This window comes from Neobacillus sp. S1115 (assembly GCF_055385565.1).
Genome location: NZ_AP038275.1, coordinates 888,827 through 903,124 on the forward strand (window position 1 = coordinate 888,827; position 14,298 = coordinate 903,124).

Annotated in this window: 13 protein-coding genes; 8 read left to right on the plus strand and 5 right to left on the minus strand. The window is 37.8% G+C overall.

Annotated elements, in window-relative coordinates; translation table 11 throughout:
* Positions 1-204 precede the first annotated feature (204 nt).
* Positions 205-996 (minus strand): hypothetical protein, encoded by a 792-nt coding sequence (locus ACZ5B7_RS04215; protein ID WP_464492780.1) that lies wholly within the window; start codon positions 994-996, stop codon positions 205-207.
* Positions 997-1,733: 737 nt separating this feature from the next.
* On the opposite strand from ACZ5B7_RS04215, the gene ACZ5B7_RS04220 reads away from it, so the two are divergent.
* Positions 1,734-2,399, plus strand: coding sequence for a lysozyme inhibitor LprI family protein (locus ACZ5B7_RS04220; RefSeq protein ID WP_464492781.1), 666 nt, complete (start codon positions 1,734-1,736; stop codon positions 2,397-2,399).
* A 181-nt stretch (positions 2,400-2,580) separates the two neighbouring features.
* Here ACZ5B7_RS04220 and ACZ5B7_RS04225 read toward each other — a convergent pair whose 3' ends face one another.
* Together ACZ5B7_RS04225 and ACZ5B7_RS04230 are read right to left on the minus strand one after the other, a co-directional pair.
* A complete protein-coding gene (locus ACZ5B7_RS04225) occupies positions 2,581-3,201 on the minus strand; it encodes an NAD(P)-dependent oxidoreductase (RefSeq protein ID WP_464492782.1) in 621 nt (206 codons plus the stop codon).
* A gap of 253 nt (positions 3,202-3,454) precedes the next feature.
* The gene (locus ACZ5B7_RS04230) at positions 3,455-4,360 is read right to left on the minus strand and encodes a YVTN family beta-propeller repeat protein (protein WP_464492783.1); all 906 of its coding nucleotides are present in this window, start codon (positions 4,358-4,360) and stop codon (positions 3,455-3,457) included.
* 561 nt (positions 4,361-4,921) lie between these two features.
* Here ACZ5B7_RS04230 and ACZ5B7_RS04235 point away from each other — a divergent pair.
* The 6 genes from ACZ5B7_RS04235 to ACZ5B7_RS04260 all read left to right on the plus strand — a co-directional run bounded on the left by ACZ5B7_RS04235 (position 4,922) and on the right by ACZ5B7_RS04260 (position 10,841).
* Positions 4,922-5,566, plus strand: a complete 645-nt coding sequence (locus ACZ5B7_RS04235; protein WP_464492784.1) for a GntR family transcriptional regulator — start codon at positions 4,922-4,924, stop codon at positions 5,564-5,566.
* 50 nt (positions 5,567-5,616) lie between these two features.
* Positions 5,617-6,816 (plus strand): CaiB/BaiF CoA transferase family protein, encoded by a 1,200-nt coding sequence (locus ACZ5B7_RS04240; protein WP_464492785.1) that lies wholly within the window; start codon positions 5,617-5,619, stop codon positions 6,814-6,816.
* Positions 6,817-6,869: 53 nt separating this feature from the next.
* Entirely contained in the window at positions 6,870-7,772 is a 903-nt protein-coding gene (locus ACZ5B7_RS04245) for a hydroxymethylglutaryl-CoA lyase (RefSeq protein ID WP_464492786.1), read from the plus strand.
* Between the two features lie 137 nt (positions 7,773-7,909).
* Positions 7,910-8,968 carry a TRAP transporter substrate-binding protein gene (locus ACZ5B7_RS04250; protein ID WP_464492787.1) on the plus strand — a complete coding sequence of 353 codons (1,059 nt, stop codon included), beginning with the start codon at positions 7,910-7,912 and terminating at the stop codon, positions 8,966-8,968.
* An 89-nt stretch (positions 8,969-9,057) separates the two neighbouring features.
* On the plus strand, positions 9,058-9,564 hold the full coding sequence (locus ACZ5B7_RS04255) for a TRAP transporter small permease (RefSeq protein ID WP_464492788.1): 507 nt from the start codon (positions 9,058-9,060) through the stop codon (positions 9,562-9,564).
* Positions 9,561-10,841 (plus strand): TRAP transporter large permease, encoded by a 1,281-nt coding sequence (locus ACZ5B7_RS04260; protein ID WP_464492789.1) that lies wholly within the window; start codon positions 9,561-9,563, stop codon positions 10,839-10,841. The genes ACZ5B7_RS04255 and ACZ5B7_RS04260 overlap by 4 nt, the downstream gene beginning before the upstream one ends.
* A 279-nt stretch (positions 10,842-11,120) precedes the next feature.
* Here ACZ5B7_RS04260 and ACZ5B7_RS04265 read toward each other — a convergent pair whose 3' ends face one another.
* A complete protein-coding gene (locus ACZ5B7_RS04265; RefSeq protein ID WP_464492790.1) occupies positions 11,121-11,912 on the minus strand; it encodes a YwqG family protein in 792 nt (263 codons plus the stop codon).
* Between the two features lie 539 nt (positions 11,913-12,451).
* The gene (lspA, locus tag ACZ5B7_RS04270; protein WP_464492791.1) at positions 12,452-12,889 is read right to left on the minus strand and encodes a signal peptidase II; all 438 of its coding nucleotides are present in this window, start codon (positions 12,887-12,889) and stop codon (positions 12,452-12,454) included.
* A 381-nt stretch (positions 12,890-13,270) separates the two neighbouring features.
* Here lspA and ACZ5B7_RS04275 point away from each other — a divergent pair, with 381 nt between their 5' ends.
* Complete coding sequence (locus ACZ5B7_RS04275) at positions 13,271-14,014, plus strand: SDR family NAD(P)-dependent oxidoreductase (RefSeq protein WP_464492792.1); 744 nt, start codon at positions 13,271-13,273, stop codon at positions 14,012-14,014.
* Positions 14,015-14,298: the final 284 nt, after the last annotated feature.

Here is a 14,298-nt window from a genome sequence, read left to right on the forward strand (position 1 = left end):
ACGTTTCCCGACCTCATAACGGGAATCTTTCCGTTTAAGCTGGAAAGATTATGTCCTGGTTACTCTTAAATAGCCCATAATAAAAAGTAAACAAATCAAAGTAAATCCTCAATCAATATGATAAAAGCAGGAAAAGTGGATATAAAACCCAATTTCCCTGCTATGATTGGGACTTCAAATACAACTAAATCAAGTAAGTTCTTGTTAAGGGAGCGGAGTAATCGAAATCAAATCCAGAATGTTTTCAAATTTGAATTCTAGCAGCATTTCCTTTTTAATCACATCACGAAGTGTTCTTTGGACGCTAGCGTCAAGAGCAAGAAGATTTGTCAAGTTGACAGTTGCAGGAGAGAATGTTGTTCTAGTAGGAGTTAATGTTCCTAGAACAAATTGAAGCTTCTCTGCTTCGGCATTCATGATATGAGCCAAGGCAAGTTCCTCAAAAGCAATAGAGCTCAATAGCAATGGAATTACCTGATCTGTAGTAAAAGGATTATTTGGGGTGCATGATGGACCTGGTATTGTATTGTCGCCTGTATCTGATAGTTGCCCTGCTTTCCCACTCGCTAAGACGCATCCAAGAAATAATGGCCTAGGATTATTAATAGTTACACAAAATGTTACTGGGGGATTATCAAACTCCAAATTTTGAATATTGTCAAATTTTATACCAGGGACTTCATTTTCATCCGGAGTGATAACTATTTCACAAATTTGGGGTACACCGTCGGAACGTGTACAGGTTACATCAAAAGTTGCTAATATCTCTGGAGGACAATCCACTCCTATAGTCCAGTGGCTTAACCCTTGGGGTTGTCCAACTGCATCTACACTATAACAGTAAGTCTGTGTATTCGGGTCAAATGATACAAAAGTGATTGTCCAACCGGCATTCGGATCAGTATCAGTAGGGAAACTGAGAAAAGTAGAATTTCCCTCACAAGTAGGGGTGGACCCAATAAGCGGGTTAATATTAGGGATATTTGGAAAAGACATAATAAATACCTCCTTTCATAGGTTTTCATTACATATTATGATAAGTTGTCCAAATAGGGGCAGGCATTTCTCCTAATATAAAAGTATATTTCTATAAAGACCCTAGCTTCCAATTGAGGCAGCATTTTTCTTATTGCACTAACAGGGGCGTTAATTAAAGTTAAAGGTCGCTGCGGCGGTCTTTTTTGTTGAACTAAAGAAACAGGAAAGTAAAACAGGACAAGTAGGGATATGTGAGCACATAAGACCTCTTAATTTGGATAATGGAATTTTTCAATAATTATTTTAAAGTAATACCATAGCCAGTCATGGCTTCCGGTATTACTTTTATTCATATCATCACTAGTTTAATGGAATGACCTGTGCGACTTGTGCGAATAAAATTGAAAAACGATTAAACAGTTATTGCACAAAATATAGTTGAAATGGAATAAAGGCGTTCCTTAGTTGGAACAGCCTTTTCCATTTCTGCAAATAGCCGCTTATATTTTTTATGTTTGCAAAGCTTCGCAAATTAATGGGTTGCTTGCTCCGACGACTCTTTTCTTGTTGCACGAACGGTTATGCATACTGCAGAAATTCGCCAAATAGCAGGGGATGTTTTGAGTTAAACTTCTTTACTTGAGATGGTTCGCTGGATATTAGCGGACTTTTTTTATTAAAGAAATCAGGGAATTTATGGTAAAGTGTAAATATGGTGCGAGATATTTATTTCATGAATGATTGGAGATGTAAAAGTGAAGAAAAGTAACTTTTTTATCGTTGTGTCTTTATTAGCTGTTTTATTAGTCGGAATGTCTGCTTGTAGCAATTCATCTGAAGATGCTGCATCAATCAATCATGATTCAGGTTCTGAGCATAAAAGTACAGATGGATTTGAATCAAATGATGCATCCACCGATAGTACAGTGAAATCCGATAATCATTCAGATGGAACATCAATCGAAAAAGAAGTTTCGACAGATACAAATAAAACAAAGGAAAATGAAAATATTCAGGAAGAAAATTCAACAAATGCAGCAACCAAAATTGAGGGAAGAAGAACCGAGTTCCTAGAAAGATTAGATAACATCCAAAAAGAACTGGATGCTTTACCAGAAAAGAAGGACTCGGATAAAGGCGTAACAAATGCTATGAAAAACTACTATGGAATCTCTTACGAAAGGTATGACAAAGAATTAAATGAGATTTATGCCTTACTAAAAAAAGAATTATCTCCAGAGACAATGAAGGATTTAAAAGCTGAACAAATTAAATGGATCAAACAGAAAGAAAAAAAGGCAAACGATGAAAGACTAAAGTATAACGGGGGAACATTTGAAAATGTTGCCATGTATATATCTTTATACGAATCAACAAAGGAAAGATGTTATGAATTAGTTAACACATATATGACGGATTAAAAGATGAAAAATGTGATTTAAGAAAAGTGATTCAGCTGTTGTGGAGAACCTCCTAAAAGAGAATTCATATATAGATCTACTAGAAAGGGAGCTTTAGTTAAAGAGTGGGGATTGTTGCCGCACTCCATTTTCTTTTTCAAAAAACCGGTTAATCCAATATGAAAGTAGTATAAGAATATTATTAGTAGGCGATACCTACACGTGATTTTATATAATCGCTTGCTTTAATCTGTTTAAAGGTAAATTCTGCGGTATCCGGTACGGATATTTTAGTTCCACCCTCCGGCAAATAATTTCGCTCTATACGATATCGGCCTACCCTTTCTCCAGCAGGCAAGTATGTAGGACAGACAATCGTCCAATCGAGGGTTGATTGTTTGAGCATATCGTAAACTTTATGATGTTCTTTCGCGGCACGGGTTGACTTCTGCTTTGACTCACTTGATTGATAACGCAGAGAATTAGGCGTGGTTCTACTCTGCAGAATTCCCGCCGTTCCTATAGTGATGATTCGTTTTATACCTTCGTTTTCCATTGCTTCGATCATAAGTGGCATACTTTCTGATAGAGTGGTTGTGCCATCCGTATTTAGTGCACTAATAACTACATCTATCCCATGCATGGCACGTACGATATCATCTTTGTTTAACACATTCCCTTGAAGAATGGTTAAATTTTCATTATTTATTTGAACCTTCTCTGGAGTGCGAACTAATAAAGTAACACGATGTCTGTCATGCAAGGCATAACTCACTATTTGACTTCCAACTCGTCCAGTTGCTCCTAAAATTAAAATATTCATAAGAATGAGGCTCCTTTTGTGTCTTGTTTAACTAACAGTTGCCTTGAAGATGGCGCTTCGATGGCAACTCTTTTTTATTGTTAAACTATAGGGTAGCATGGTTCAAGAAGAAGTTGTTATTAAATGTCTCATTAGACCAAAATATTACGAAAAAAAAAGTGAAGTGACCCAATATATAGTAATTAGACTAACTCGTTTTGTTAGGACTAAGTGAGGTCAGACCCAGGATTTTGTCCATTTGTGGGTCTGACCCTTATTTAAATGGAAAAATGGCAATGCCAGCAGGAGTATCTCCGACTTTAATCGTATCAATCACTTTTTGGCGTTTAATATTAATCACGGAAACCGTGTCTCCGAGGTTATTAATAATATAAGCGAATTTGCTGTCCTTTGTTATTGCGACAAGAACGGGGCCATCGCCAACTGTTATTGTTTTTATGACCTTATTCTTTTTAATGTCAATGACAGAAACCGTGTCGTCACCAAAATTAGTGACATACGCAAATTTATTGTCAGGCGTAACAGTAACACCAATAGGTTCATTTCCCACTTTGATTGTTTTCACGATCTTTCGTTTTTTAGTATGAATAACGGAAACTGTGTTATCAAGTCTATTGGTGATATAGGCAACTTTTCCATCGTTAGTAAATGCAATCTGGTCTGGACCTTTTCCAGTTTTTATCGTTTTAATTACCTCAAGGGTTTTCTCATCGATTATTGTTAGTGTATTGCTGTTAAAATTAACAACATAAACTTGACTGGGACCTCTACCTGGCAACACATTAACCCCACTAGGATTGTCACCCACTTTAATAGTAGCTAGAGTTTTTTTTCCCTTTAAATCCAATACTGAAACAGTATCATCAGCTGCATTCGTAACATAGACAAATTTTTTTGAGGTACTAACATCGCTTGGAAGCTTCCCAACTTTTGTTGTGCGAATAACCTTATTCTTTTTTCTATCAATTACTTGAAGGGTGTTATCGTTCATATTTACAACATAGGCAAATTTGCCGTTTGGTCCGACTGTAATCTCCCAAGGCTTATCACCTGTTTTAATAGTCTCAATAACTTTTCTTGTTTTCATGTTAATAATCGATATTCTATCATCACCAGAATTGGATACGTAAACAAGGTGTAATGGAGTTTTATCACCCAAAGGGATTCACCACCTTTTATACATTCTTAGTTGTATCCTATTCGATTTGCTGCTTTATAGAAACGGCTTATATCTTTATTGATATTCGATTTTTTATTTCCTGTTCAATCCATTTTGGGAATTTTTTAACAAGAAGGGGGCGTTGTTACTGAGCCTTGAAATCTATGTTCTGCTAACTGGGCTGTTTAGTAGAAGAATTCTCTTCTAAAAAGAAAAATGCCCAACCGACAAGAGAACCCTCCCTATGCATCATTTGCAACAATTGGATTATTAAAAGCTAAAGAATAAGCGCAAATGATCTCCACCTTTAATCAGGACGGGGATTATTTACGTTTATTTTTATAAATGTAGACATATTCCTCATTCATGGCATTAGTAAACACGGCTTCCGATTTTGGGGGTATTTCTATCAAATTTTGTAGGCTATTTTTTTGAAAATGGTATTCAGAAAATATTAAATATACTGATTGTTAACCGTTGACAGTTAACCGAAATTGTCTTACTATTAAAAATAGTTTGAGAAAACGCTTGCAAAGTGGTTCACAAAGGAGGGCGCTTTCATTGGAATCGATTGTTAGAGATACACTAAATACTCAAATCTATCAAATATTAAAGAAACGTTTATTGGAAGGTGACTACATTCCTGGTGATAGATTGGTAGAAGCAAAACTTGCGGAAGAATTCGGTACCAGCCGCGGACCGGTGCGTGAGGCTTTAAAAATCCTTATTCAAGATGAGTTGCTTGTGCAACAGGGGAACGCCATACATGTGTTCAGCCCTTCAACATCCGATATGATTGATATTTATCAAGTTCGGCAGCAAATGGAATCGCTCGCAGCTAAATTAGCTGCGCAGAAAATTGAATCTTCAGAATTAGAAGTGCTTGAAAAGATCGTTGAAGAAACTAAAACAGCATGGTTAAACCAGGATAAAAATCATGTAGTGGAATTGAGTATCAAATTTCATGAGATTATCCTGAAGTCATCTGGTAATCGCCAGCTGATTTCATTAACCAATATGATTCGGGATAAAGTGACCTATCTAAGGAACAGTGTTGTCAAAGAAGCCATGCAAGATGAGAGCCCTATCGAAGAACATTCACGAATCCTTTCAGCACTTAAAGAAAGGGATGGGGATAAAGCCGCAAAGGTAATGCTTGAACATATTGAGCATGATTTAAGGGCACTTATATCAATTTATAAGTAGATATCTTCTTTAGCTTTAAACAGATTGAGACTATGGGGGGATGAATACATATGGGAAAAAAAGCGTTAGAAGGCTTAAAAGTGCTGGAAATGGGGCAGCTAATTGCAGGTCCATTTGCCTCTCGGTTATTAGCTGAATTTGGTGCTGAGGTTATAAAAGTCGAACCTCCCGCTAAGGGTGATCCAATCCGAGAATGGCGGGTTATGGAAAACGGTACAAGTCTATGGTGGTATGTTCAATCCAGAAATAAAAAGTCCATTACCATTGACCTGAAGCACCAGGAAGGGCAAGAGCTGATCCGCGGCCTGGTGAAAGAAATTGATATTTTAATAGAGAACTTTCGCCCTGGAACATTGGAAAAGTGGGGCCTCGGATACGAGGAATTAAAAAAAATTAACCCAGGTCTAGTTATGATTCGGGTGTCCGGGTATGGTCAGGATGGTCCATACAAAGATAAACCGGGATTTGGATCGATTGGGGAAGCAATGGGAGGTCTTCGCTATATCACGGGATATCCAGACCGTCCGCCGGTACGAGTAGGTGTAAGTCTTGGGGATTCCTTATCATCACTTTATGCCGTGATAGGTGCATTAATGGCGGTTTACCATCGTGATGTGAATGGTACAGGAGAGGGACAGGTAATTGACGTTGCCCTATATGAATCGGTGTTTAGTTTAATGGAAAGCGTTCTTCCCGAATATGACCGTGCAGGATTGATTCGTGAAAGATCAGGAAGCATGCTGCCGGGAATTACACCATCAAATACATATGTTTGTTCGGATGGTACGTATATCGTTATTGGTGCGAATGGAGATGCCATTTTTAAAAGGCTTATGTATGCAATGGGACGTGAGGACATTGCTGAGGATCCGCGCTATGAAAACAATGCCAAACGATCTGAACATGCTGCATTCTTAGACGGTCTTATCGAAGAATGGACGAAAAGTTTGCCATTCGACGTAGTAAAGGAACGTTTAGATAAAGCTGGTGTCCCGGCTGGTTCCATTTATTCTGTGGAGGATATAGTCAATGACCCGCATTATCAAGCCAGGAAAATGATTCAGGAAGTAGCCGTTGATGGTCTTGGCATGTTGAAGATGCCTGGAATTGTGCCAAAGATGAGTGAAACCCCTGGTGAAATTCAGTGGGCAGGACCAGAATTGGGGCAGCACACCGATGATGTTCTTGGCGGGAAGCTTGGCATGACTGAAGAGCAAATAAAGGATCTGAAAGCAAAAGGGGTTATTTAAGAGAATTCAATTTATAAAGCTTGCATTTCTTAAAATAAAAGAGGGGGTGTCTTATGAATCTTCCGGATAAGGTAGAAATAATAGAAGTCGGACCCAGGGACGGGATTCAGAATGAATTTAATTTTATCCCGACCGAAAAGAAAATAGAGCTAATCAATGCACTTAGCAAAACTGGAATTAAACGGATGGAAGCAGTCTCTTTCGTTCATCCGAACTATGTGCCGCAAATGAAGGACGCAAAGGAAGTTCTAAACGGCATAGAAAAAAGCCCTTCCGTTCAATATATGGCGCTGATTCCTAATGAGAAGGGGTATGACCGGGCGATAGAAAGCGGGGTCCATTCACTATCACTGGTAGTAGGTGCAAGTGACAGCTTTAATTTAAAAAATGTAAAAATGAGCCGGGAGCAATCTATTACTAATCTTGCAACGGTAATCGAAAAAGCAAAGGCAAATGATATTTTTATCCGCTATAGTATTGCAACTGCTTTTTGGTGCCCGTTTGAGGGAAAAGTAGATGCTGACCTGGTTCTCAAAATGGTCGAGGAAGCAGAAATGCTAGGTGCAGATGAAATTGTTCTTGCCGACACCATTGGAAGAGCAAATCCAAAGCAGGTTTTTGAGTTATTTCAGGCTGCCATTTCCTTAAAAACAAAGTCAAGTATTTCTGCTCATTTTCACGATACATATGGCCTGGCACTGGGAAATGTAATGGCTGCATTAGAAGCGGGGGTCAATCGTTTTGATGCTTCTATCGGCGGTCTTGGCGGGTGCCCATTTGCCCCTGGTTCAGCTGGTAATGCAGCAACAGAGGATCTTGTTTTCATGATGCATGAAATGGGCATTGATACGGGAATTGACTTCGAGCAGCTTCTAGCTTGCATCGAATTACTGAAACCATTTACAAATCGGGAATTGACGGGTCATCTTCATAAAGTAAAAGGTTGCCAAGCCTAAATAGAGGGACACAAAACCTTTTGAGCGTAAGAGGGATGCCCAACACGAGATTAGTTTAAATGTTTAATAGAATATCTCTATTGGATACGGAAGGTTTTATAAAAAAGAAAAATAGTTGAAAGGGGAAGGGATTTAAAATGAAAAAGGTAATTTCAAGTTTTCTAGCCTTAATTTTATTAATGGGAATTTTGACAGCTTGTGGGGGAAAGGCAACAAATCAAGCAGCTCCTGCAAAAGGGGAAAAAGCTGAAAGCAACAGCGGCGGAGACGGGTACGAAGAAGCTACCATTCGTTTAGCGTACAATCTTCCTCAAGACCATCACATTTCTGTGGGTATTGAAGAATTTGCAAAAAAGGTTACTGAAAAATCTGGCGGTAAGGTAAAAGTGCAAGTATATCCAGCTGGACAGTTATTAAGTGATAAGGAAATGAACCAGTCGATTCTGACAGGCGGGGTAGAGATGGGTTTAAACTCGTCGACCCTTTGGGCTTCAACCGTTCCTTCCATGGGTATCTTTGACGTCCCTTATGTTTTTCATGATTATGACGCTGCTGGTAAAGCACTTTCAGGTGAAATGGGTAACAAACTAAAGTCTGCTATGGAACAAAAGGGTGCAAAGGTATTATTATTTGCTGACTATGGTTACGCTCAATTTGCTAATAATGTTAGACCGCTTAAATCGCCTGGAGATTTTAAAGGCTTAAAGATCAGAAGTATTGGTGAAATTCCATCAGAACTAATTAAAGCATATGGAGCTTCTCCAGTGTTTATGGGAGCCGGGGAAGTTTATATGGCATTACAGCGTAATACAGTTGATGGTGCAACATCTGGAACAACTGCGATGCTTCAAAGAAAATATGATGAAGTGGTTAAATATTTAACCATTAACAATTATGCCTATTTGGAGTTTATTTTAGCAGTAAATAAAGCTTATTGGGATAAGCTTCCTGCCAAAACACAAAAGTTAATTGAGGAAACTGCTGCCGAAACAGAACACTCGATTCGTGAAAAAGCAAAGGCTGAAGATGCGAGAACTGCTAAAGAACTAGAAAAGAAGGGTGTAGAAGTTTACGTTGTTCCTAAAGAAGATCTAAAAGTTTGGAAGGACGCCGCTAAACCAGTATATGATATTTTCGAAAAACAAGCCGGAGATCTTGGTAAGGAACTTCTAGACCTTGCTGAAAAACAAAACTAAATTAGTAGAATTATATAATCACCTGGGAGGGCATGCCTCCCGGGTGAATTTTTAAATAATGTCGTTTCTGACATAGTTTGGAGGGAAAAATGGATTTATTTAAGACGCTTTATAAAATCATCGATAGAATCATTCGTCTTGGGGGAATCATTTCAGGCATATTCGTAGTGCTTATGACAGGAATGATCTTTTATGAGATCGTGTCTCGTGCTATTTTCAATTCCCCAACGATCTTTGCGACAGAATTATCCATTTATTCGTTGATTGGAAGCTGTTTTATCGGAAGCGGATACGCGTTAAGAACCTTTTCACATATTACAGTGGATCTTTTAACAAATGCGGTACCATTAAAAGTAAAAAATATTTTGGATGTGATCTCCAATCTTTTAGGGCTCCTTTTTAGTGTCATTTTCACATTTTACTCGATCCTGCATGTACAAGGGACTTATACAATCGGAACAACCTCCTCATCACTATTAAGGGTGCCGATGTATTTACCGGAAATGATGCTTCCTATCGGCGGGGTATTGCTTTGCTTGGCATTCATTTTACAAATCATTGATGGTTTTAGTCAGAAAGGAGAGACTCACGCATGAATATATTTTTCCTTGGAGGAATGGGGACTCTCCTATTAATTGGTCTGCCCGTTGCCTTTACTCTAGGCTTACTTACGATAGGCGGAATGTACTTCTTTAATGGTGGAACACTAGCTTTCAACCAAATACCGATTATTTCATATAAGGCACTAGATTCATTTGAGCTAACGGCTCTTCCATTATATGTATTGATGAGCCAGATTTTGTTAGTTTGCGGTGTAGGGAAGGATTTATATGAAATGGCAAGCAAATGGTTCAGACATTTACCTGGCGGGCTTGCTATTGGAACCATTTTCTGCTGTGCCATTTTTGCTGCTATTTCAGGTTCTAGTGTCGCAACGGCTGTAACCGTTGGTTCAGTGGCTATTCCAGAAATGGTTAAACGAGGCTATACGAAAAGATATGTTTTAGGTTTAGTAGCTGCAGGTGGCACCTTAGGGATTTTGATCCCGCCTAGCGTTCCGATGATTCTTTATGGAAATATCACTGGAGAATCTGTAGGCAAACTTTTCATTGCAGGTATTGTACCTGGATTGCTCCTTACATTACTTTTCACCATATTTGCCTCCTGGCAGACAAGACATATTAAGGAAAAGGCTGCAACATGGGCAGAAAGATTTGAGGCATCGAAAAAAGCTATATGGGGATTAATTCTGCCAGTTATCATTATTGGCGGTATTTATTCAGGCCTGTTTACACCAACAGAAGCGGCGGCAGTGGGGGTAGTCATCAGCTTATTAGTCGCTGGATTGGCCTATAGAAATTTAACGTTTAAAAATATGAAAGAAATCTTATTTTCAACAGTTCAAACCAATGCAATGATTCTTTTCATTATTGTTGGAGCAATGCTGCTTGGCTTTATTTTAACGGTTCTAAGAATCCCACAAACCATTACCGAAATGGCAACATCATGGGATGTATCCCCTTGGGTTATTTTTATCTTAATAAATATCGTATTGTTGATTCTAGGGTGTTTCTTGGAGACGGTTTCCATTATCGTGATTACTGTTCCAATTTTATATCCAATTATTACGTCTTTAGGTTTTGATCCAATCTGGTTCGCTATTATTTTGGTTATTAATATGGAATTAGCATTAATTACACCACCTGTCGGATTGAATTTATTCGTATTAAAGGGAGTAGACAAATCCGCCTCTATGTCAGAAATTACTCGTGGTGTCTTTTCATACGCGATTATCATGATACTATTCATCGGACTGCTAGCGGTATTCCCAGAGATAGCCACATTCCTTACTAATACAGGAAATATAAAATAGCAAAACAACACTTGACCGGCACCTTTAGGATGCCGGTTTTTTTGTGACGGGTAGGGTTACGGAGGATATCCTGGCAATTTAAATATTTTCTTTGGGGTTGTAACAATAAATTTATCAGCGTGTCTTCTGTAAATTCCTTGTGAATAAAAAAAGCATCAAATGATGCTTCTAGGGAATAAACTTAATATTGGGTTTACTGGAAAAATCGTTTGGAACACTAATAAAGGTCATCATAGATAGATCCAAAAAAGAGCATCAAATTGGATGCTCTTTTCAGGATTAGAAACATTGTAATGTAAACCTTACTCTATCAAATTGCTTGTTTGCTAATTCTTCCTTTTTAATGCAAAAGTAAAGAAGCCCGCAATCTCCCCACATCACCCCTAAATCCTCTTCATCGGAGTCGATTTGGAACAATAATACCGGTTCCTTTTCGTCGTCGTAAAGCTCTTCAAACACATCGTTTTGAACATTAAATGGTTCTCCCAGCATATAGTGGGCGGGGGAGGTGTTATCTTCTTCATCTTCCGGCTGCATTAATTCTTGACGAAAGTTCCAAAAGCGCTCTTCTTCGTCTTCGTTTTCAAATGTTAGATTAGCAGGATTTTCAGATATCGTAGAGATGTTCTTGAAATTCACCTGGAAAGCATTTAATGGATAATAGTCATCGGTGATCTCCGGATACTCTTTTCTTTTCAATGTGGTCAAGTCGCCATCAAAATAAAGGACTTTAAAGCATCCCTCATCCTCTTCAAAGCCCCAAGGCTGCTCAGCAACATCGTAAAAAAGATACAAAATCCCGCTGTCGGGAAGCAAAGAATCTTTATCAAATGGTTTAATTTCTTTTAGGTTAAATTGGCCGATAAACGTTAAATAGCCTTTATCATATTTGGGGAATTCCAATTCATCAGGCAAATCTGGCAAACCGCCTAATTTCGAAGAACCAATTGGAATAAACTCTTCATCTACTTTTGTTTTTTCTATTTTTATAGAATTTTTCAAAGCTGAGATAATATCTGCTTTCATATGGTACAACTCATATTCGTGAAGTAATGTGTCAATATGCTGCATAAAACAGAATCCCCCTTTTTGGTGTTTTTTTTAACCCTTTCAAAATAAACCTGCACTAAGGTTATTATATAAAAAAACTGAAAGCTTGTTTGTAACGTTTTGGTAAATGCTGATTATAAGCACTGCATATTGTCATCGTACTGTTGACTAATTTTATAGATTGATAACATAATTCCGTGACTTTATATGGTATAATTATCCAAAACAAATGGAGGTTCGCAAATGAATGCAATTTTTCCAATCGTAACTTTCTTATTTTACATAGTTCCTATTGTATTTGTGATTTGGTTTCTAGTTAAATTCCTTAATATACAGCAGGAAAAAAATAATATTTTAAGAACTATAGCTGACAAGTTAGATAAGCTAAATAAGTAGACGGGAAACACCGTCTCTTTTTTATGAGACTGTTTACAAACTACTTCATAAACAAAAATAAGCAAGGTGAAAGCGACAGAATTAAAGGAGGAAGATTGGACCTGGAATCGTGTTTTGGAAAGGGTTTTGGAATTGTTTAATCGCCAAAGCATTTGCAGGAGAATTTAGTGTTTATTTTTCAACCATCTAACGACCCCATAAATAATAAGCAGTAACGCACCCATCTCGATTGCATGGTCGGCCAAGTTAAGAATTCCACCGGAGCGAATGATAAAATCTGTCACCTGCCCAAACAAAAGTCTATCAATGCCATTTCCAATCGCTCCTCCGACTAGGAATCCAAAACTACTATCGATGAGGGCACCCTTCATTTCTTCGGTTCTTCGAAAATATAAAACACCTATTACAAAAATCACAGCTACAACCCCGAAGAGTCGTGCATTACCTTGAAATAACCCTCCGGCCATTCCGCTATTTTCGATATGTGTGAGGTGTACTCCCCATACTGAAAATGTTTCATTGATATCAATGTATGCCCGAATTAGAAACTTAGAAAGCTGATCCATCATAATAACGAGGATGGCAATTACATAAAATAGCATATATTGTCCTTCTTTCCTGCAGAATTACTTGCATCCTAATCATCATTATAATGGAAGGCTATGGGAGAAGTAATTGGTTGTAATTATTCATATTTTGTTGAATGAAATTATCTCAGATTCGAGACACTTTGTTTGACTACTACAAATTTGAGAAGTACTATGGTTACATAAAGTATATTTGATAACTAAAAATTACCTTATATATCGTACCAAAAGCAAAAAAGGCATGCCAATACAGTAGATCTACAGAGAATTATTTTTTGTTGAATAATGATTATATATTGAAGCCGGCTAATTCTAAAATAAAAAATATTCCGTTGACAAATAATAGTTGTGAGGTCGATAAGTTAGTTGATTTATATAAAATTGGAGGAATGCATCATGGGTAAACTAGACGGTAAAGTAGCCATTATTACAGGGGCAGCACAAGGTATGGGTGCTATGCATGCTCGTAAATTCGTGGAAGAAGGAGCAAAAGTAGCCATTACTGACCTTAACTTGGAGGGTGCACAAAAACTAGCCGATGAATTAGGGGAAAAAGCAATCGCTCTTAAATTAGATGTTGCTAGTGAAGAGAATTGGATAGAAGTTGTAACAAAAACAGAAGAAACCTTTGGTCCTATCAATGTGTTAGTAAATAACGCAGGGATTGGTATCTTCAAAACATTGGAAGAACTAACTGTCAAAGACTTTGAATTAACATTTAAAGTAGATGAGCTTGGAGTATTCCTAGGAATGCAAAAAGTAGTGCCTTCTATGAAAAAAGCTGGTGTAGGTTCCATTGTTAATATTTCATCTGTAGATGGTTTGGTGAGTGCACCAACGGCTATTGCTTATAGTGCTTCTAAACATGCTGTAACTGGTATGACAAAGGGTGCAGCTGCTGAGCTTGGACAATATAACATCCGTGTAAATTCTGTACATCCAGGAATTATCAAAACACCTATGGCTGACCAACCAGATGTAGAAGCATATCTAAAGCAACTTGAACAAGATATTCCTCTAAGAAGAAGAGCAGAAGTAGAAGAAGTATCTAATTTAGTTATATACCTTGCATCTGATGATTCAAGCTATTCAACTGGAGCCCAATTTGTAGTAGATGGCGGAATGATCTCTGACTTATAATTGATAAAAACAACTCATGGTTGGAAAAGAAAAATAAGGATGCATGGGAAGGATGCATGGGGACGGTTCTTTTGCATCATTTTAGCTGTTCTCAGCTCATTTGCCGGAGATGGAACCTAAACCGGCATAGTAAGAAAAGAAATAGGTTTGTTACACTATTTGGCGCATTTCTATTAAGAAGAAATGCGCCAAATTTTATCTTAAACAATAAATTTAAGAAATCCATTCGTTATACAGCTACTTACTCCCGCGCACAGCATAAAAATCGTTTTCTTCCGAGCGAA